19 protein-coding genes are annotated in these 20568 nt (G+C 50.4%); 16 read left to right on the forward strand and 3 right to left on the reverse strand.

The annotated features are described in order from the left end of the window. Positions 1–17 precede the first annotated feature (17 nt). From H8S80_RS30410 to H8S80_RS30435, 6 genes are all read left to right on the forward strand, one after another. Positions 18–395 carry a YegP family protein gene (locus H8S80_RS30410; protein ID WP_002601537.1) on the forward strand — a complete coding sequence of 126 codons (378 nt, stop codon included), beginning with the start codon at positions 18–20 and terminating at the stop codon, positions 393–395. Positions 396–551: 156 nt separating this feature from the next. Next, a complete protein-coding gene (locus tag H8S80_RS30415; RefSeq protein WP_002601536.1) occupies positions 552–998 on the forward strand; it encodes a MarR family winged helix-turn-helix transcriptional regulator in 447 nt (148 codons plus the stop codon). After that, complete coding sequence (locus H8S80_RS30420; RefSeq protein WP_002601535.1) at positions 999–2381, forward strand: MATE family efflux transporter; 1383 nt, start codon at positions 999–1001, stop codon at positions 2379–2381. Then, positions 2378–3442, forward strand: coding sequence for a 1-aminocyclopropane-1-carboxylate deaminase/D-cysteine desulfhydrase (locus H8S80_RS30425; RefSeq protein WP_117622838.1), 1065 nt, complete (start codon positions 2378–2380; stop codon positions 3440–3442). Before H8S80_RS30420 ends, H8S80_RS30425 begins: the two co-directional genes overlap by 4 nt. Positions 3443–3458: 16 nt before the next feature. Continuing rightward, positions 3459–3830 carry a GNAT family N-acetyltransferase gene (locus H8S80_RS30430; RefSeq protein WP_117622853.1) on the forward strand — a complete coding sequence of 124 codons (372 nt, stop codon included), beginning with the start codon at positions 3459–3461 and terminating at the stop codon, positions 3828–3830. Between the two features lie 41 nt (positions 3831–3871). Next, complete coding sequence (locus tag H8S80_RS30435) at positions 3872–4222, forward strand: inorganic pyrophosphatase (RefSeq protein ID WP_117622854.1); 351 nt, start codon at positions 3872–3874, stop codon at positions 4220–4222. A 127-nt stretch (positions 4223–4349) separates the two neighbouring features. Here H8S80_RS30435 and ymfI read toward each other — a convergent pair whose 3' ends face one another. Continuing rightward, positions 4350–5081, reverse strand: a complete 732-nt coding sequence (ymfI, locus tag H8S80_RS30440) for an elongation factor P 5-aminopentanone reductase (RefSeq protein WP_002601531.1) — start codon at positions 5079–5081, stop codon at positions 4350–4352. A 248-nt stretch (positions 5082–5329) separates the two neighbouring features. Between ymfI and trxB the strand changes: the two genes are divergently transcribed. Both trxB and H8S80_RS30450 read left to right on the forward strand, forming a co-directional pair. Beyond that, positions 5330–6250 (forward strand): thioredoxin-disulfide reductase, encoded by a 921-nt coding sequence (gene trxB / locus H8S80_RS30445; RefSeq protein ID WP_002601530.1) that lies wholly within the window; start codon positions 5330–5332, stop codon positions 6248–6250. Between the two features lie 83 nt (positions 6251–6333). After that, positions 6334–8022, forward strand: a complete 1689-nt coding sequence (locus H8S80_RS30450; RefSeq protein WP_117622839.1) for a sensor domain-containing diguanylate cyclase — start codon at positions 6334–6336, stop codon at positions 8020–8022. An 88-nt stretch (positions 8023–8110) separates the two neighbouring features. Here H8S80_RS30450 and hpf read toward each other — a convergent pair whose 3' ends face one another. Beyond that, on the reverse strand, positions 8111–8638 hold the full coding sequence (gene hpf, locus H8S80_RS30455) for a ribosome hibernation-promoting factor, HPF/YfiA family (RefSeq protein ID WP_002601527.1): 528 nt from the start codon (positions 8636–8638) through the stop codon (positions 8111–8113). Positions 8639–9256: 618 nt separating this feature from the next. Here hpf and secA point away from each other — a divergent pair. The 6 genes from secA (at position 9257) to H8S80_RS30485 (ending at position 16654) form a co-directional block, all read left to right on the forward strand. Then, positions 9257–11827: a preprotein translocase subunit SecA gene (gene secA / locus H8S80_RS30460; protein ID WP_117622840.1), complete on the forward strand. Its 2571-nt coding sequence runs from the start codon at positions 9257–9259 to the stop codon at positions 11825–11827. Between the two features lie 101 nt (positions 11828–11928). Further along, positions 11929–13072, forward strand: a protein-coding gene (gene prfB / locus H8S80_RS30465) for a peptide chain release factor 2 (protein WP_117502760.1) whose coding sequence is annotated in 2 segments (ribosomal slippage) — positions 11929–12003 and positions 12005–13072 — 1143 coding nt in all. Because the reading frame shifts where the segments join, the coding sequence is not laid out codon by codon here. Positions 13073–13223: 151 nt separating this feature from the next. Then, positions 13224–13667 carry an ACT domain-containing protein gene (locus H8S80_RS30470; protein WP_002601524.1) on the forward strand — a complete coding sequence of 148 codons (444 nt, stop codon included), beginning with the start codon at positions 13224–13226 and terminating at the stop codon, positions 13665–13667. Between the two features lie 5 nt (positions 13668–13672). Continuing rightward, a complete protein-coding gene (locus H8S80_RS30475; protein WP_117622841.1) occupies positions 13673–14887 on the forward strand; it encodes a homoserine dehydrogenase in 1215 nt (404 codons plus the stop codon). Between the two features lie 178 nt (positions 14888–15065). Continuing rightward, complete coding sequence (locus H8S80_RS30480; RefSeq protein WP_002601522.1) at positions 15066–16274, forward strand: aspartate kinase; 1209 nt, start codon at positions 15066–15068, stop codon at positions 16272–16274. Between the two features lie 17 nt (positions 16275–16291). Next, positions 16292–16654 carry a DUF2752 domain-containing protein gene (locus H8S80_RS30485; protein WP_117622842.1) on the forward strand — a complete coding sequence of 121 codons (363 nt, stop codon included), beginning with the start codon at positions 16292–16294 and terminating at the stop codon, positions 16652–16654. Between the two features lie 90 nt (positions 16655–16744). Here H8S80_RS30485 and H8S80_RS30490 read toward each other — a convergent pair whose 3' ends face one another. Next, a complete protein-coding gene (locus tag H8S80_RS30490) occupies positions 16745–17131 on the reverse strand; it encodes a hypothetical protein (protein ID WP_002601520.1) in 387 nt (128 codons plus the stop codon). Between the two features lie 198 nt (positions 17132–17329). Between H8S80_RS30490 and H8S80_RS30495 the strand changes: the two genes are divergently transcribed. Both H8S80_RS30495 and H8S80_RS30500 read left to right on the forward strand, forming a co-directional pair. After that, positions 17330–19630, forward strand: coding sequence for a helix-turn-helix domain-containing protein (locus tag H8S80_RS30495; protein ID WP_181988007.1), 2301 nt, complete (start codon positions 17330–17332; stop codon positions 19628–19630). Between the two features lie 189 nt (positions 19631–19819). Continuing rightward, positions 19820–20566 carry a DUF5058 family protein gene (locus H8S80_RS30500; protein WP_181988008.1) on the forward strand — a complete coding sequence of 249 codons (747 nt, stop codon included), beginning with the start codon at positions 19820–19822 and terminating at the stop codon, positions 20564–20566. Positions 20567–20568: the final 2 nt, after the last annotated feature.

The following is a 20568-nucleotide window of genomic DNA, read 5'->3' on the forward strand; positions in this document are numbered from 1 at the left end:
CGAAAGAAGGTCCAGCAATGGGGAAATTTGTAATCTACAGGAAAAATACCGGCTACGATTTTCATTTAAAGGCCGCCAACGGGGAGACGATCGGGACATCGGAGATCTATACGAAAAAGGACGCATGCGTGGACGGAATCGAGAGTGTGATCCGGTGCGCAGAGGCGGCGGAGATTGAAGACCAGACCGTCAGAGGCTATCTGGCACAGAAGAATCCGAAATTTGAGATTTACCAGGATCAGAAGAGGGGATACTGCTTCCGGCTCCTTGAAAAGAGCGGGCAGATGATCCTGGAATCCCAGGCGTACACCGCGAAGGCCAGCTGCCGGAACGGAATCCGCAGCGTCAAGGTAAATGCCCCGAGCGCGGAAGTGGAGATGGACGAAATACAATAAAACAGCAGTGACAGGAAGACTCTGTCTTCCCGATGGAAGCCTCGCTTATGGGCCGTATCGGGAAGGTGGGGTCTTTTTCCTTGACAGAAGAGAATTTCTTGTATATAATTCAAAAGTGAACAGTTCAAAAATGAACAATATTAGAAAGGTGAAATCATGGAGCAGAAAGATGAGGGCTACTTTGCCTACTATGCAAAGATAGACAAGGTATACAGAAAATTGTGTGCCCTGGAAGTGGCGGAATACTGTTTTACCCCCAACGAAATCGTGGTACTGATGTTTCTGGCCAACAATCCCGGTTATGACAGCGCGTCGGATATCGCTCATTTCCGCAATATTTCCAAGGGGCTTGTGGCGAAATCCGTGGAGACACTGTGCGAGAGAGGCTATCTAAAGGCGGGAAAGGATTTAAAGGACAGGAGACTCATTCATCTGTCCCTGACGGAGAAAAGCGACGACATTGTGACGAGACTCAGAAAATGCCGCCAGGAATTTGCAGGAAAGCTGTATGATGGCGTACCGCGGGAAGATATGGAGGCCATGGCGCGTACGACTAAGGTAATCAATCAGAATCTTGACGATATCTTGAAAGGAATGAAATAAATGGAACCAAAAAAAGGAAAAGAGAATGAACTGGGGACCGAGAGCGTCGGAAAGCTGCTCTTCCGGCTGTCTATGCCCGCCATTGCGGCACAGGTGATCAATGTTATGTACAACATGGTTGACCGTATGTATATCGGCCATATTCCGGGAGTCGGAGCGGCAGCCCTGACGGGAGTCGGCGTTACGATGCCGGTCATCATGGCGATCACCGCATTTGCCTATTTTATCAGTATGGGAGGCGCGCCGCGTTCCTCCATCATGATGGGGAGAAATGAGAAGGAGAAGGCGGAGAAGATCCTGGGTAACTGTACCACGATGCTGGTAGTGCTTGCCCTGATCCTGACTGCGGTCTTCCTGTTCTGCGGGCGTTCCATCCTGCTGTTGTTCGGGGCCAGTGAAAATACGATCGGGTATGCCTGGGATTACATGAAGATATATGCGCTGGGAACCATTTTCGTACAGCTGGCGCTGGGGCTGAATGCATTTATCACTGCCCAGGGCTACGCCAAGACCAGCATGTATACCGTGCTGATCGGAGCTGTCTGCAACATTATTCTGGACCCTATCTTTATATTCGGTCTGAATATGGGCGTGAAGGGGGCCGCGCTGGCGACAATCCTTTCCCAGGCGGTCTCCTCCATCTGGGTGCTGCGCTTCCTCACTTCGGAGAAGAGCTCACTGCGCATCAAAAAGAAGAGCCTGAAGCTGGAGGCAGGCATTATTCTTCCCTGTATGGCATTGGGAACATCGCCGTTTATCATGGCGTTTACGGAAAGCATCCTGTCCGTCTGCTTCAATTCATCCCTGCTTCGCTACGGCGGAGACGTGGCGGTAGGCGCCATGACGATACTGAGCAGTGTCATGCAGTTTTCCATGCTTCCGCTTCAGGGACTGACCCAGGGCTCCCAGCCCATCGTCAGCTTTAACTATGGGGCTGGCAGCGCGGACCGCGTGAAGAAGACGTTTAAGATCCTGTTCCTCTGCTGTATTGGCTATTCCACGCTTCTGTGGGCGCTGTCCATGTTCTTCCCGCAGATTTTCATCATGATCTTTACCAGCGATGCCGCGCTGACGGAATATACGCGCTGGGCGATCCGGATTTATATGGCGGTTTCCCTGATGTTCGGTGCACAGGTGGCCTGCCAGCAGACCTTTATTGCGCTGGGAAATGCCAAGGTATCCGTATTTCTGGCGCTGCTGCGCAAGGTATTTTTACTGATCCCGCTGATCTTTATTCTTCCGCGTTTTATGGAGAATAAGACTATGGGCGTGTTCTTAGCCGAACCGGTCGCAGATTTCTGCGCTGTTTGTGTTACCGTGGCCATGTTCAGCGTATCTTTTAAAAAGATTATTGCCAGAATGGAAGGAGCAAAGAAGCAATGAGTATGACAGCAAAAGAAGCGGAGAAATTATTTAAAAAACTTCCCAAGGCGGAACTGGGATTTTTCCCGACGCCGTTTTACCGGCTGGACCGGCTTTCGAAGGAACTGGGAGTGAACCTCTATATCAAGCGTGACGATTTTACCGGCATGAGCCTGTTCGGGGGAAATAAGGTGCGCAAGCTCCAGTATCTGATGGGGGACGCTATGAGCCGCGGCTGTGAGTACGTCTTCACCTTTGGGGCGACCCAGTCAAACCACGCCATGCAGACGGCGGCCGCGTGCCGGCGCTGCGGTTTAAAACCGGTGCTGTATCTGGTCGCCATTGTGAAGCCGGATGAGGAGGATCTGAGGGCCAACCTGCTTCTGGACCGCATCATGGACGCCGAGGTTCACATCGTGGAGATTCAGGCGGGAGAGACAGAGGAAGAGGCGGAAGACCGGGCCGTTGTTCTTGCGAGAGAACACATGGCCCGCTTAAATAAGGAAGCCGGCAGACACGTCTGCTATGAGGTACCCATGGGCGGAGCCAGTCCGGTGGGATCTGTGGGATTCATCGAGGGATACGTGGAGCTGGAGAAGCAGCTGTCCGCCATGGATATCCAGGCCGATTACGTCTTCCATGCCACCGGAACCGGCGGTACGATGGCTGGTCTGGCCGCAGGACGGAACCTGGTCGGTTCTGAGACCGGGATCATTTCCATCAATGTCAGCGCCAAGGACCCGGAGTATCCGAATCGGACGGCCGCTCTGGCTAATGAGAGCCTAAAGCTGATCGGAGCCGGAATCACGGTGGATGCGGAGCGGGATATCTGCACCGATTTAAACTATTATCTGCCCGGCTATGAGATTCCCAACGAGGCGGCCTCCGAGGCGATTAAGCTTCTGGCGGTGAAGGAAGGGCTTCTCACAGACCCGGTATATACGGGAAAAGCCTTTGCGGGCATGCTGGATTACATCAGGACTAAAAAGGTTCCGGCCGGAAGTAATGTGGTATTCTGGCATACGGGCGGGGCCACAGCGTTATTTGCGGAGAAGGAGATACTTGGAGACTTAAGCAAATGAGTTTATGAGGGAGTCCATGATAGATAAATATCTGGAACGAGGAGATCTGTTTGCCCTGTACGATAACGGCTTGAAAAGCATATGCGTGGTCACGGGTGAGAGCCCTGATATATGTGAACTTAAAAATATCGCTACATATGAAGCGTGGCACGGTAAGGGATATGGCAGCAGGCTCATTCAGTATATATCAGAATTTTATAAAGAGAAGTATAAGACCATGATTGTGGGAACCGGCGATCTCCCTTTTATTCTGCATTTTTACGAGAAGAATGGTTTTTGCCTTTCTCACAGGATTCATAACTTTTTTACAGACAACTATGACCATCCGATGTTTGAGGATGGGATACAGCTTGTAGATATGGTTTACTTAAAGAAGGAGTTAGCGTAAAAGTAGTGATTTAAGAAAACATGATGCTGCGAGGTGGGGCCATGGAAACAAGTGATGGTTTTTGGAATGCGATTGATAAAATCGTGAGTGAATCAAAAATTGTTATAGATAGACCAAAAGGAACGGCTCATCCGAGGTTTCCCGATTTTGTTTACAGAGTTGATTACGGTTATTTAGAGAATACGTCTTCAATGGATGGAGGAGGCATCGATGTATGGGTGGGAACAGATGAAAGAAAGCAAATTGATGCAATCATGTGCATTGTTGATTTAATGAAACGTGATTCGGAAATAAAAATCCTGATTGGCTGTACAGAAGCTGAAAAGGATATCGTTTATCAAACGCATAACGAAACCGATTATATGAAAGGAATACTCATACGCAGGTTGTGAGTATTAAAAGTCAAGCAGCAAGAGGGAGAGGAATTTATACCAGGAATTACATAAAAAACATGAAAAATTACTAAAAAAGGAGTACCGCGTAAATAATAAGCCGCCGTACTCCTTTTCCCTTACACCTTTAAATCCATCCCCCATCCAACCCAATGATCTGACCGGTCAGATAAGAATTCTTATATCCCAGGTGGTAGACCAGATCGGCCACCTCCTCCGCCTGTCCAAGGCGTCCGGCGGGAATCTCTTCGATCAGGGCGATGAGTTCGTCCTCTTCCAGGAAACGGTTCATCTCCGTATCGATGGCGCCGCACGCAACCGCGTTCACCTGGACGTTGCTGGGAGCCAGCTCCTTGGCCAGCGCCTTGGTGAAGGCGTTGATTCCGCCCTTTGTCGCTGAGTAGGCGACCTCGCAGGAAGCGCCGGAGACGCCCCATACGGAGGAAATGTTGATGATCTTTCCCTGCTTCTTCTCCACCATACCGGGAACGGCCAGTTTGCAGCAGTTGAAGACTGAGGTTAAATTGGTCCGTATGATCCGGTCCCAGGATTCCGTGCTCATGTCCTGTAAGAGGCCGATATAGGAAATCCCCGCGTTGTTTACCAGGACGTCAAGCGTTCCAAACTGCTTCCGGATCTGATCGAACAGAATCCGGCACTGCTCCATGTCGCCCATGTCGCCCATGTAGGCGAGGCAGGAAATCTGATACGATTCCAGCTCTTTTTTCGTCTGCAGGAGTCTCTCCTCGCTGTGAAGACAGTTGATTACCACATTATATCCTTTTTTTGCAAATTTTACCGCAATGGCTTTTCCGATTCCTCTGGAAGCGCCCGTAACCAGCACTGTTTTTTTTGCCATGAAAATCACCCTTTCTTTTAATCCTGGTAAGCCGGATCGATCCCGTCTTCCGTCACCTCTATTTTACCAAAGGTAATTTTTTAATTCAATAGGATTTGAGACTTAGTCACAAAAGAAAACATTGCATACTTAGAAGAGAGTGCGATATAATGAGACTATGAATTATTTCATGACAAATATTCCCGGCGGCGGAATCGTGGGATTGCGTACCGCGGCGGAAGAAATGATACAGGAAGGATGGAAATTAAATGGGAAAGATTTACGATGTGGTAATTATCGGTTCAGGTCCGGCAGGACTTACGGCGGCGATCTACGCCAAGCGTGCGGAGCTGGAGACCGTTGTCATTGAAAAAGAGGTTGCCAGCGGCGGCCAGGTGCTCAACACCTACGAGGTGGATAACTACCCGGGGCTTCCGGGAATCAACGGATACGACCTGGGCATGAAGTTCCGGGAGCACGCGGATAAACTGGGCGCGGAATTCGTGACCGATGATGTGGTGCGTGTGGAGAAGGCGGACGGCCTCTTTACCGTAACCTGCGCGGAGGAAAGCTATACGACGAGGACTGTCATCATCTCGACCGGCGCCAGCCACAGGAAGCTGGCGGTCCCGGGCGAAGAGGAGCTGACCGGAATGGGCGTGTCCTACTGCGCCACCTGCGACGGAGCATTCTTCCGCAACCGTGTGACAGCCGTGACCGGAGGCGGAGATGTGGCCATCGAGGATGCGATCTTCCTTTCCAGAATGTGTAAAAAGGTATATCTGATTCACCGCAGAGACGAACTGCGCGGCGCCAGGACTCTTCAGACCCAGCTGTTCTCGCTGGATAATGTGGAGGTGCTGTGGGATACCGTGGTGGAGAAAATTAACGGAGCAGACCAGGTAGAATCTATTACAATCCGAAATGTGAAGACGGAAGCCTCCGGGGAGCTTCCGGTTGACGGCGTGTTCATCGCAGTGGGAATCCATCCGCAGAGCGGCGCTTTCGACGGTCTTGTGGAGATGGATCACGGATACATTAAGGCGGGAGAGGACTGTGAGACATCGGTTCCCGGTATCTTCGCAGCCGGAGATGTGAGAACAAAACAGTTAAGACAGGTATCCACTGCTGTGGCGGACGGAGCAAACGCCATCACCAGTGTGGAACGCTATCTTACGGTCAATTCTTAAAACAGACGTTTACAAGATGCGCCTGATTCCATTCAGGCGCATTGATGCGTTTTAATGGAAAAATAGCAGGGGGGATATTACATATGCAGCGGGGAAAACAGCCGTTATGGAGGCGGAAGATTGTTTTTGTGGTGGTGTTTTTAGTGGTCAACCTCATATCCATTGCATTTCTGACGGTGAGAGAAAAAGCGGCGGTGAATCAGAAGCTGTTTGATCAGGCAGCCGAGACGGAGGCACAGTTTGGAGAAATCATGGAGACGTATGAACGCTCCTTCCAGCTTTTTGCACACATGATGGCGCGTGAAATCGAACATGAGCCGGATCCGGACTCCGTGCGCACCTATTTAAAAGGGATGGATGCCTCTCTCCTCAACATCGTGGGGGAGACGTATGACGGACTTTACATGTATTACAAGGGGCAGTACTTATACAGCTGGGACACGCCCTATTCCGTCTATGAAGATTCCGGTTATGTGGTAACAGAACGGCCATGGTATCAGGACGCTGTGGCGGGCAAAGGGGAGATCGTCTTCACACCGCCTTACATGAGTTACGCCAACCACTATATCCTGACGACCATTTCGCAGCTGCAGGCCGATGGGGAAACGGTCTTCGCCTATGACATCAAGATGGAGGACATTCAGAATCTGGTCTCCTCCATGGAGCAGTTCGAGCAGGAACAGATCCTGATCTATGACGGTGCAGGCACCGTGGTAGGCAGTACGGTACCCGGTTATCTGGGCGGAAACTTACAGATTTCGCAGGAGGAGGCGGCACAGAATCTGGAAGACGCACAGGCGGAGCTGGATGCTCTGAAAAAGGATAGCGGCGCCGAAACGGCCGGGGCAGAGGACACAGACAGAGCAGAAGACGCTGCCGGGGCAGAGGATACGGCCAAGTCCGAAGAAATTGCCAAAGCAGAAGAAAAACGGGACTCGGCCGCTGCATTTCTGGAGTTTCGCCAAAGGCTCAGCGAATGGGTCAGGGCCTCCGGTGATTTGAGCGGGTCCGCGAAGCCGGTCACCATGGATGGAAACCGGTACTACCTCTATAACCATCAGACAGCGGGCTGCGGCCTGATGGTTCTCGTACCGGAAGTGGCCATGCTGAAGGCCACCGTCGGCACCTGGCTGGTACCGTTTCTGGTGATGGAACTCATCTTAATTTACGTTCTTGGCAGCGTGGGAAGAGAACTGAGAAACCAGGAGCTGCGCGCGGCTTATGTGAAGATGGGGCAGATCCAGAAAAGGCTGGAGTTAGCGCTGTCGGCTGCACAGAAGGCGGCCGCGGTCGATGATCTGACCGGCCTGATGAATTTCAAGTCATTCCAGAAAGAGGTAGGAGAGCAGCTGGATACCATGGATGAGAAGGACAGCGGAATTCTGATCATGATTGACGGCGACCACTTCAAACGTGTCAATGACAATTACGGCCACAGCGTCGGGGACGAGGTGATCAGGCTGTCCGCGCAGATGATCATCGGACGTATCAGGACCGTGGACCTTGCGTCGAGGCTGCACGGGGACGAGTTTGCCATCTTCGTATCCAATACGGATAATTACGATGTGGCCAGAACCATTATGGAGGACATCAACGCATCGATTGCCAAAGAGGCCGGAAAACGGAACATGCCTGCCATCACGCTGTCAGCCGGCGCGGTGACGGCCCGCAGGGGAGGGCGTTACACGGAACTGTTCAAGGCAGCCGACGAGGCCTTATACCAGGCGAAGAAGACCCATAACGGCGGCTTCGCCAGCTTCGAGGAATTATAAAAGCGGAGGTCGGGGCACAGGCCATACCGCAAAAAATAAGGGTTCCGGATATCCGGAACCCTTATTCTTACTTAAAACTTATCTTCGATCAGAACTCCGGTTCAATGAGACCGTATGTTCCGCCTTTTCTCTTATAAACCACGTTCACTTCCTCGGTATCCGCATTTAAGAATACGTAGAAGTTGTGTCCGAGAAGCTCCATCTGTACGCAGGCTTCTTCAGGATCCATGGGTTTTACTGCAAATTTCTTGGACTTTACAATCTGGATTTCTTCTTCTGCGGATGCGTCTTCCTGTAAGAAGGCCTCTGAGAAGGAAGGTGCGGATTGTTTCTTATCAATCAGCTTGTTTTTATATTTTTTCAACTGACGTTCCAGGATCTCTTCTACGAGATCGATGGAGACGTACATATCACTGCTTGATTCTTCTGCTCTGATTATATGTCCTTTCACCGGAATTGTTACTTCGATTTTCTGAATATCTTTCTGTACGCTGAGTCTTACTACAGCTTCTGTCGCGGGTGCAAAGAAACGGTCCAGTTTACCAAGCTTGTCCTCGACTGCTTCGCGCAACCCCTGTGTTACCTCAATATTTCTTCCTGTAATTGTAAAACGCATAAGTCTTCAGCTCCTTTTTCTTGAGATGTTATCAGTATACCATATTTATTTGAAAAATTCAATTATGTTACGAAAATATCAAGACAATTAATCTAAATTTTTTGTAAAATGTTTCTACTTATAAATGCCCAAAATATTGAGAAACTATATATTGGGGTATAAAAAAGTCAAGGGAAAAATTGTATTTTTTGTCGAAATAAGTAAGTTTATGACAAGTACACAAAAATTGAAAGGGAAAATCGTGTCTGGTGGAAAAAGGGGATTTCCGGCGAAAAGATGTGGATAATGTGGATAACTCGGTGTATAAGTCGTTTTTGCCCTAAATATTGGGTTTGTGGGTGGGGATAAAAATGGGGGAAATGTGCACAGAATGATGTGGATAATGTGGATAAGTAGAAAATCGAACAGATTTTTTGTGCAACTTGCCAGGTTTACCATAATATACATTGATTTTGTCGAATTGTGGTGCCGGCCAGACACCCCAACCGGGCGGAAGAATGTCCGAACTATTAGCAGAATGTTAATTTTTTATGAATTCATTGAATTAAAAATGAGTTAGTGCTACAATATACAGGATTATACTGTGTTTATTTAGTAAGAAGAGTAGGAGAATGAATCATGAACCTCGTTCAAAAGGTATTTGGAACTCATAGTGAAAGAGAATTAAAGTTAATCAATCCGATTGTAGATAAGATAGAGGCACTCCGTCCGAAGATGATCGCACTGACGGATGAGGAGCTGAGGGACAACACACGGCTTTTTAAAGAAAGGCTGGCAGCAGGTGAGACCCTCGACGATATTTTGCCGGAGGCATATGCAACGGTTCGAGAGGCAGCAAGACGAGTCCTGGATATGGAACACTTCCGTGTACAGTTAATCGGCGGCATCGTACTCCATCAGGGACGTATTGCCGAGATGAGAACAGGTGAAGGTAAGACCCTCGTGTCTACCTGTCCGGCTTATTTAAACGCACTGGCCGGAAAAGGCGTACAGATCGTTACGGTCAACGACTACCTGGCAAAACGTGACTCGGAGTGGATGGGAAGAGTTCATGAATTCCTTGGAATGACGGTAGGCGTGGTGTTAAACTCCATGACTTCGGATGAGAGACGCGAAGCTTATAACTGTGATATTACCTATGTTACGAACAACGAGCTTGGATTTGACTACTTGAGAGATAATATGGCCATCTATAAAGAACAGATGGTATTAAGAGAACTTGATTACGCCATCATCGATGAGGTGGACTCTGTATTGATCGATGAGGCAAGAACACCGCTTATCATTTCCGGACAGAGCGGAAAGTCCACGAAGCTTTACGAGGTCTGTGACATTCTGGCCCGTCAGTTAGAGCGCGGCGAGGCATCCGGAGAATTCTCCAAGATGGCGGCCATCATGGGCGAGGAGATCGAGGAGACCGGAGATTTCGTCGTTGATGAGAAGGACAAGGTTGTAAACTTAACCGAGCAGGGCGTGGCCAAGGTGGAGCAGTTCTTCCATCTGGAGAACTTATCCGACCCTGAGAACTTAGAGATCCAGCACAACATCATTCTGGCTCTTCGTGCCAACTATCTGATGTTCCGTGACAAGGATTATGTGGTAAAGGATGACGAAGTACTGATCGTTGATGAGTTTACCGGACGTATCATGCCGGGCAGACGGTATTCCGACGGTCTGCATCAGGCCATTGAGGCGAAGGAGCATGTAAACGTCAGAAGAGAGAGCAAGACGCTTGCTACCATCACGTTCCAGAACTTCTTTAATAAATATGAGAAGAAATCCGGTATGACCGGTACCGCTCTTACGGAGGAAAAAGAATTCCGTAATACGTACGGTATGGATGCGATCGAGATTCCGACAAACAGACCGATCGCCCGTATTGATATGGAAGACGCGGTTTACAAGACGAAAAAAGAAAAATTCAAAGCTGTCTGCGATTCTGTGGAAGAAGCTTATAAGAAAGGCCAGCCAGTGCTGGTAGGTACGATCACTATCGAGACCTCCGAGATGTTAAGCGGCATGTTAAAGCGCCGCGGCGTTCCGCACAAGGTGCTGAATGCGAAGTATCATGAGCTGGAGGCCGAGATCGTAGCCGACGCCGGTGTGCACAAGGCCGTTACCATCGCCACCAACATGGCCGGCCGTGGTACCGATATTAAGCTTGACGATGAAGCCAAAGCCTGCGGCGGTTTAAAGATCATCGGTACAGAGCGTCATGAGTCACGCCGTATCGATAACCAGCTGCGCGGACGTTCCGGACGTCAGGGCGACCCGGGTGAGTCCAGATTCTATATCTCCCTGGAAGACGATTTAATGAGACTCTTCGGTTCCGAGCGTCTGATGAGCATGTTCAATGCACTGGGCGTGCCGGAAGGCGAGCAGATCGAGCACAAGATGCTTTCCAACGCCATCGAGAAGGCGCAGATGAAGATAGAGACCAACAACTACGGTATTCGTGAGAACCTGTTAAAGTATGACGAGGTTATGAACGAACAGCGTGAGGTCATTTACGCGGAGCGCCGGAAAGTATTGGACGGCGACAACATGCGTGACGTAATCTTAAAGATGGTAACCGATATCGTGGAGAACGCGGTCGATTTGTCCATTACTGACGAGCAGATGCCGGAAGAATGGGATTTAGGCGAGCTGAATACACTTCTTCTTCCGATCGTTCCGATCAAGCCGGTTGTTCTTCCGGAAGATAAGAAGATCAAGAAGAACGAACTGAAGCATATGCTGAAAGAGGAAGCCATCAAGCTTTACGAGACGAAAGAAGCGGAATTCCCGGATGCGGAGCAGATCCGTGAGATCGAGCGTGTCATCTTATTAAAGGTCATCGACAACAAGTGGATGTCCCATATCGACGATATGGACCAGCTGCGCCAGGGCATCGGCTTACAGGCTTACGGCCAGAGAGATCCGCTGGTAGAGTATAAGATGAGCGGCTATCAGATGTTCGATGAGATGACGGCAGCCATCCGCGAAGATACCGTGAGAATCTTAATGCATATCCGTGTCGAGCAGAAGGTGGAGAGAGAGCCTGCGGCCAAGGTAACAGGGACCAACAAGGACGACAGCGCCGCCAAGGCACCGGTTAAGAGAAACGAAACCAAGATTTATCCAAACGATCCGTGTCCATGCGGTTCCGGTAAGAAATATAAACAGTGCTGCGGCCGCAAGGTGATATAGGCGTCTGTATTATTCTTTTGAATGAAAAGGGTTCAACCGACGAAAGGATACAGGTTGGACCCTTTTTAAATAAAATTAATTATAAGAAAGTGGGTGACACAGTGGTAGAGTTAGACCAGTACAAATATGAATTATCTACGTTTGAAAAACCATTAGTGGAAGTGAGGGATTCACTTTGACTTAGATAATAAGTTAAAGAGGATTGATGAGCTTGACAAATCCATGGAGGAACCGGGCTTTTGGGAAGATCCGGAAAAGTCCACGAAGATCGTACAGCTGGCGAAGAACTTAAAAGACACTGTAAAAGGCTATAAAGACCTGGAGCAGCAGTTTGAGGACATCGGCGTGATGATCGAGATGGGCAATGAAGAGAACGACCCGTCTGTGGTTCCCGAAGTGGAAGAGATGTTAAAGGAATTTAAGGATAAGCTGGAGGAGATGAGGATCAACACGCTTCTGTCCGGCGAATATGACAGCGATAACGCCATTTTAAGGCTGAATGCCGGCGCCGGCGGCACCGAGTCCTGTGACTGGTGCAGCATGCTTTACCGCATGTACAACCGCTGGGCTGAGAAGAAGGGATATTCCGTGGAAGTGCTGGATTATCTGGACGGTGAAGAGGCTGGAATCAAGTCTGTCACGATCCAGGTCAACGGAGAGAATGCCTTCGGATATTTAAAGTCGGAGAAGGGCGTCCACAGGCTTGTCCGGATCTCCCCGTTCAACGCGGCCGGTAAGCGTCAGACCTCCTTTGTATCCTGTGATGTGATGCCGGATATCGAAGAGGACTTAGATGTGGATATCAATGAAGAGGACTTGAGGATCGACACGTACCGTTCCAGCGGCGCGGGCGGACAGCATATCAACAAGACCTCATCCGCTATCCGTATTACCCACATTCCCACCGGAATCGTGGTGCAGTGCCAGAATGAACGGTCCCAGTTCCAGAACAAGGACAAGGCCATGCAGATGCTGAAGGCAAAGCTGTATCTGTTAAAACAGCAGGAGAATGCGGAGAAGCTGTCCGATATCCGCGGCGACGTGACGGAGATCGGCTGGGGCAACCAGATTCGCTCCTATGTCCTGCAGCCATACACCATGGTAAAGGACCACCGGACCAATGCCGAGACCGGCAACGTGAACAGCGTGCTGGACGGAGCACTGGATCTGTTTATCTACGCTTACCTGCGCTGGATCGGCACAGGGGCGAAGGCAAACGACAGCACGGGGACCAATACCCTGTAGCAGGCTGCGATGGAATAAAGGAATTCTCTTTATTTGTCATTTCTAAAATTTTTATAAAAAATAGTTGCATACCCTGAATAAATATGATAATATCTTCCCTATGAGCACAGATGTATTTCTATTGCGGACACAGAAGGGAAGATATTTTTTTATGGAAGAAAAGAGCAAATATTTCGTGGTGAAGCAGAAGGCCGTGCCGGAAGTATTACTGAAGGTGGTCGAGGCTAAGAAGCTGTTGGAATCAGAGCGAGTCATAACCGTTCAGGAGGCGACTGATCGTGTGGGAATCAGCCGCAGTTCTTTTTATAAGTACAAGGATGATATCTTTCCGTTCTATGATAACGCGAAGGGAAAGACCATCACACTCGTGATGCAGATGGACGATGAGCCGGGATTATTATCCGATTTGCTGCATATTGTGGCAGTGTACCATGCCAATATCCTGACGATCCATCAGAGTATTCCGGTAAATGGGGTGGCTACGCTGACCTTAAGCGTGGAGGTCCTGGAAAGCACGGGCAATGTATCCAGGATGGTAGAGGACATGGAAGAGAAACACGGGGTTCACTACGTAAAAATATTAGCCAGGGAGTGATAATTATGATTCATGTTGCAGTTATGGGCTACGGCACAATCGGTTCCGGTGTGGTAGAGATCTTGGAAAAGAACCGCGAAACCATCACAAAGAGAACCGGCGATACCGTCAATGTAAAATATGTACTCGATTTGAGAGAATTTCCGGGAACACCGGTAGAGAATAAGATTGTTCATGATTTTTCGGTCATTGAGAATGATCCTGAGGTTACCATGGTAATCGAGACCATGGGCGGACTGAATCCGGCCTATCCCTTCGTGAAGGCCTGCTTAGAGGCAGGAAAGCACGTGGCCACCTCCAACAAGGCGCTGGTTGCAGCACACGGAACAGAGCTCTTAAGAATTGCCGGAGAGAAAAATGTCAACTTCTTCTTCGAAGCCAGCGTGGGCGGCGGTATTCCGATTATCCGTCCGCTGTACACCTCTCTTGCGGGGGAGGAGATCGAGGAGATTACCGGTATTTTAAACGGTACGACAAACTATATTTTAACGAAGATGGATAAAGAGGGAGAGACCTTTGAATCCGCTTTAAAAGAGGCTCAGGACTTAGGCTATGCCGAGAGAAACCCGGAAGCTGACGTGGAAGGCCACGACACCTGCAGAAAGATCGCGATTCTCACCGCCATGGCGACCGGCCATGAGGTTGATTATGAAGACATTCATACGGAGGGCATCACCTCGATCTCAGACGTGGACTTTAAGTATGCCGAGAAGCTGGGAACCTCGGTGAAGCTGTTTGGCTCCAGCCGCATAAAGGCTGGGGAGATTCACGCCTGGGTTGCGCCGGTCATGATCGGCAAGGACCATCCGCTCTACTCTGTGAGCGATGTGTTCAACGGAATTCTGGTGAAGGGCAATATGCTTGGAACCTCCATGTTCTATGGCAGCGGCGCGGGAATGCTTCCGACAGCCAGCGCAGTGATTGCCGATATCATCGAAGCTGTTCAGAACAGAAACCGCCATGTGGAGATGGGCTGGGATGACAGCCGGCTTGCCATCGCCCCGATTGAGACGTCTTCCTGCCGGTTCTTCATCCGGATCAAGGGGATTGCCGAGGAGCGTCTGGCGGAGGTTCAGAAGGTATTCGGAGATGTCACAGTGATCGAGCTGGATCATATGGACGAATTCGCTGTGGTGACTGATGTCATGACGGAAGCGGAGTATGAGAAGAAGGCGAAGGAGCTGTCCGGAATCAGACAGCGGATCAGAGCGGAAGTATAAAGTTTGTTACTGCTCACTCCGTGACCAGCAACACGCGTGGCGATGCACAGAAACGGAAAAAGCACCGTTTCGCGCTGCTGCCCTCGGGTTTTCTGTGACTTCCGCTGCGCTTCACTCACAAAAAACACCTCGCGGGATACTGGCCGTGAATCGTAAGTTTTCAGAAAGGACCGCATCCATGTTAATCGTAAAGAAATTTGGCGGAAGTTCCGTCGCGGATAAAGACAGAATATACAATGTGGCAAGACGCTGCATCGAGGAGTATGAAAAAGGAAATGAGGTCGTGGTCGTCTTATCGGCTATGGGAAAGACGACGGATGGCTTAATTGCAAAGGCTCGTGAGATCAATCCCAATCCCCCCAAGAGGGAGATGGATATGCTTCTGGCCACCGGAGAACAGACCAGCGTCGCGCTGATGTCCATGGCCATGAGTGCGCTGGGCGTGCCCGCCGTGTCCTTAAACGCGGCACAGGTTGCCATGCACACCACATCGGCCTACGGCATGGCCAAGTTAAAACGGATCGATACCGAGCGCATCCGCCATGAACTGGATGCCAGAAAGATCGTAATCATCACCGGTTTTCAGGGAATTAATAAGTACGATGACATAACGACTCTGGGACGCGGCGGTTCCGATACTACCGCGGTGGCGCTTGCGGCGGCTCTCCATGCAGACGCCTGCGAGATTTACACCGATGTGGATGGTGTATACACAGCGGATCCGAGAATCGTACCCAATGCGAGAAAGCTTGCCGAGGTATCCTACGACGAGATGCTGGAATTTGCCTCTCTGGGAGCCAAGGTATTACATAACCGTTCCGTCGAGATGGCGAAGCGGTACGGAGTTCAGTTAGTGGTCTTATCGAGCCTTACGAGGGCGGAAGGTACTATCATCAAGGAGGAAACAAAAGTGGAAAGAATGCTGGTTAGCGGTGTGGCCGCGGATAAGAATGTGGCCCGTATCTCCGTGATCGGAGTGAAGAATGAACCGGGTATCGCTTTTAAAATATTCAACCTGCTGGCGAGACACCACATCAACGTGGATATCATCATCCAGTCCATCGGCCGGGAAGAGAGAAAGGATATCTCCTTTACCGTGGCGAGAACGGATCTGCAGGAGGCCATGACGCTGCTGAATGAAAATCGGGAAGTCCTTACGGCTCAGACTATTGCCTGTGAGGAAGGCGTGGCGAAGATCTCCATCATCGGCGCGGGAATGACCAGTAATCCGGGCGTGGCCGCCAAGATGTTTGAGTCTCTCTACAGCGCCAATGTCAATATCAAGATGATTGCAACGTCAGAGATCAGAATTACCGTGCTCATCGCGGAAGAAGACGTGAACCGTGCCATGAGAACCGTCCATGACGCGTTTGATTTAGCAGACTGATCAGAGCAGAGACGAAAATGATTAATGAGGTCTTTGGCTTTATAAAAAAACTGCTGGGCATCGGAATGCCCTGTGCCTTCCACTCCCTGACCGGGCTGTACTGCCCGGGATGCGGAGGGACAAGAGCCGTGAGGGAACTTCTCTACGGCGATCTGCGCATGAGCTTTCAGTACCATCCACTCGTGCTTTACGGTGCTGTCGTCGTTCTGCTGGAGCTGGTATCCTGGGGCGCGTCCCGCGTCTTTCGCCGTCCGGGGCTGCATATCAGGCGGTATAATCTCTTTATCCTGATCGGTGCGGGTATTGTGGTGGGAAACTGGTTTTACAAGAATTACATGCTGGTGTTCCGCGGAGTGGATTTGCTGCCGCTGCTGAAGTAAGATGTACTGGAGCATATGAAAAGAGCTCCTGGGAATTGGATATTATCTTTCCAATTTCCAGGGGCTCTTTCTTCTGCAAATCTGCTGGGATTATTGAGTTGGAAACAGCGCAGCCGGATTCTGCAGCGCTTCCATCAAATCACGGAAATATTTGCCGGCCATGGTGTCAGTCCCCATAACATCGTAAACGATAATGATAAAGAATGTCATGAGCAGACCGCAGACCGCCGCCAGAATCGACAGGATCAGCCCAAGCTGCGCCTGCTGTGTAAACGGCTTTCCCTTTTTGGACGCTACGGCACAGGCAATTCCCAGAAGGCCGAGAGTCAGTCCTGCCGGAAGGCCCCAGATGGGACCGCACATGCAGTTGCCTATAAGGCCCAGGCCGCCCAGAAATACCGACCAGGAGGCCCAGAGGGTTCCCGGTGACGGCATATTCGGAAGCAGGCCGTTGTTTTTATTGTTATTATCTTCCATTGTATAAGTACCTCTTCTGAATGCTATTGTATGATTGTAGCACGAAAATGGCCGCATGTCCAGTAGGAGGGAAGACGCTCTGTGCAGATGAAAAAATGAACGGATACAGAGGAAAAACTTTTTTTGCTGCACTTGAAGGCGGAAGAGCGTATGCGGTATAATGTAAGCCAGAAGCAGTGAAACGGGATGGGGGATTCTATGAAAAATGTGGAGATGTCACTGGTAAATATCGAGAGCCTGCCAAAGCTGATGCACGATTACCTGGAGTGCTATCTGGTGGTGCGGGGGACGGCCGTCGCCGAGGTGGACGGCAGAGAGTACCCAATGGGGGAGGATGATATGATCATCATTCCACCGGAAGATACGTACGGGATTCTGGGAAATGGGGACAACATGATCGCCCACTGCCGGGTGAGTGTCCGTTATTTAAACGATGTCTGGGACGGCTTTTCAGCCTGTCGGATTGCATGCAACTCCGTATGCGCCGCGGGGGAGCAGAAGGAGGCATTTCGGGAGATTCGCGGGCTGTTTATGAAGATGCTGCTGATTCAGCTTCAGAGAAGCGAGGGATACCCGTTTGAGTTCATGGCCTGTTTTTTCCAGTTCATGCAGTATCTCATCCTTCACTTTGCAGACAGCCGCGGACAGGAGGAGAAGCGGGAGAAGGAACGGAATTCCTTTGACTCCGTACTGCGGTATGTCGAGGACCATTACCGGCAGGAGCTGACGTTAAACCAGATGGCGAAGATGAATTTCATTTCGCCCCAGTATTTTTCCAAGCAGTTCAAGCAGGCGGCCGGTGTCGGCTTTTTGCAGTATCTGAACCAGATCAGGCTTCGCCATGCGGTGTCCGATCTGCTGCTCACGGAGGACTCGGTGATTAAGATCGCGCTGCAGAACGGATTTTGCAGCGCCAAGGCATTTACGGAGAGCTTTAAACGGGAGTATCGGGAGACGCCCAGCGACTACCGGAAGAAAAACACCCAGAAGAAGATCGTGATTCAGAACCGGATAATCCGGGAACTGCCGGTGGACACAGAGGACGGCATCACGGAACTGCTGAACCGCATCCGGAGATATGAGGAGAAGAGCCGGAAGCTCTCCGCGGAAAATCTCGTCAGGGTGAACGCGGACAGCCAGGCTGTCAGGCAGTTGACGCTTCCGGCCAAGATCATTCACATCAACCATCTGCACCACGTACAGAACTTTTTTACGATCAGGCAGCTGGAGATCCTTCAGAAGAGACTGGACTTTCAGTATGTATACTGCGAGGCCTTCTGCGGCCCTGTGGACACGCTGCCGCCGGAATTTCGGATGTACCGGTATTATGGGGAGTATAAATCGCTGGCAGTGCTGAAAGAACTGGGACTGATACCATTTTTCAAGATCGACTACAATAAAGTGAGGCGGAATTTTGAGGCGATGGAGTCATATCTGGCCTATTTTGAAGGGCTCCTGTCATATTTGAAGGAGACATTTTACGACTGGCCTGAGGGCAGGTGGATGTTCGAGCTCTGCGATTCCGGCAGCGGTAAACCAGGCGAATACCATAATTTCATGAAGAACATGGCGGCGTGCATCCACCGGGTGTTTCCGGAAGCGGGGATTGGACTCCGTCTGGAGACGGACAGGCTGGGCAACGTGGACAAGGGGACGATGGAGCTTTTAGGCGGCCTAAATGACCTGGGGAGACGCCCTTCCTTCGTGACCCTGACCGGATGGACCGCGGAGGCGGGACCCTGCGGGGGAAGTGACAATTTTGAGATGCTGGCCGGCTATCACACGCATCTCATCGAACAGGCATACAGCGGCCTAAAAAGCGCGGGGATGGAAGGAACGCCTCTCTACATGGTGGAATGGAACACACTCTGTGCCGCCGATTCCTGTGCGCTGACCGGTTCCTTCTTCCGGTCCGCCCTGATTCTGCGCAGCCTGATTAAAAATGCGGACAGCCTTGCCGGTATCGGCTTCTGGCTGGATACGTACCATGCGCTGACGGAGGAGAGCAGCGATAACAGGCATATTCTGGCGCTGTTTGCCAACGGGACGATCAAGAGGCCGGCGTATTTTGTGCTGGATATTTTTCATGACCTGGCCGGAGGCGTTCTCTACGAAGACGAGCACCTTCTCGTTGTGAGAATAAAGAAGGATGAATATCATATCGTTTTCTACAATGCGGTCTATGCCAACCCGCTTCTCAGCGTGGAACCGGAATTTATGGAGCAGGCGAAAAAGAAGTACGCCCTGGAGCTTCGCCATATGGAAAGCGGGACGTACCAGATCAAAAAGTATGTATACAATAACAGTAGCGACGGCGCCTATTACCACTGGGACCGGATCGGATGGCCGGAGATGTTTGACGGGGAGGTGGAGCGCTATCTGGAAGACGCCATTGTGCCGGGAACGACGATTATGAAGGAGCCGGTCGGCGAAGAGTACACCATGCACGTTACCATGGAGATGAACGGCATCGTGCAGTACCGGATTCGAAAAATGTAAGAATGCAGGATTCAGGGATTCAGGCGGTTGTTTAAAAAACAGCCGCTTATTTTTATGCTGTTTTTTAATTCGTTAAATAACGCATGGGAAGAGGGGCGGAAACGCAGCGTTTTCGGATTGAGCAGAAATCCATTTTTTATTACCATATAAGTGTAGTCAATGTTTCTATACAGGAGGAGGGACAATTATATGTCGGATTACTTTATGGTAGCAAATGGATTTGTAGTGTTTCTGCTGTGTTTCATCGTCATTGCCTTCGTAATGTTTCAGGCGGTGCTTTTTATGCGGAAGGCGTGGCGGCAGGGACTGGCACTGGGGATGTCAAGGGAGATCATGTGGAAGACGATACGCAGCAGCGGAATCTTTTCCATTATCCCCAGCCTGCCGATTCTCATTGTACTGGTGGTTTTGATGCCGAATCTGGGCCGTTTCTTTCCATGGCTGAGGCTCAGCGTCATCGGTTCGGGGCCGTATGAGAATATGGCAGCCAATATAACCGCGCAGTCATTCGGCCTGACAAGCATCGCGGATCAGGGGTTTACGCTGGAAATGTTCGTCAGCGCCATGTGGGTCATGACGATCGGAGTGGTCTGGGGGCCGCTCTACACCGCACTGGGGTCCAAGTACATACAGAAGGGAATGAATGTCATCAAAGGAAAGCAGGCCGGCAATTACAACGATATCTTTGCGGTCATGTTCATCTCCATGCTCTGTATCTTTGCGGGAACGTATTTTGCATCGCCGTTTAAGATGGGGGAGACGGGAGTCATAGGCGTGGTGCCGCTGCTGGTACTGGTTACGTCGGCGCTCTTCATCTGGCTGATGGACTATCTCGTCGCTAAGACGAAGATAAAGGCACTTCAGGAATTCTCGTTCCCAATCTGTCTGATCGTCGGCATGGCATCCGCCATACTGTACACATCATTCTTATCTTAAAG

This window comes from Hungatella sp. L36, from assembly GCF_014288035.1.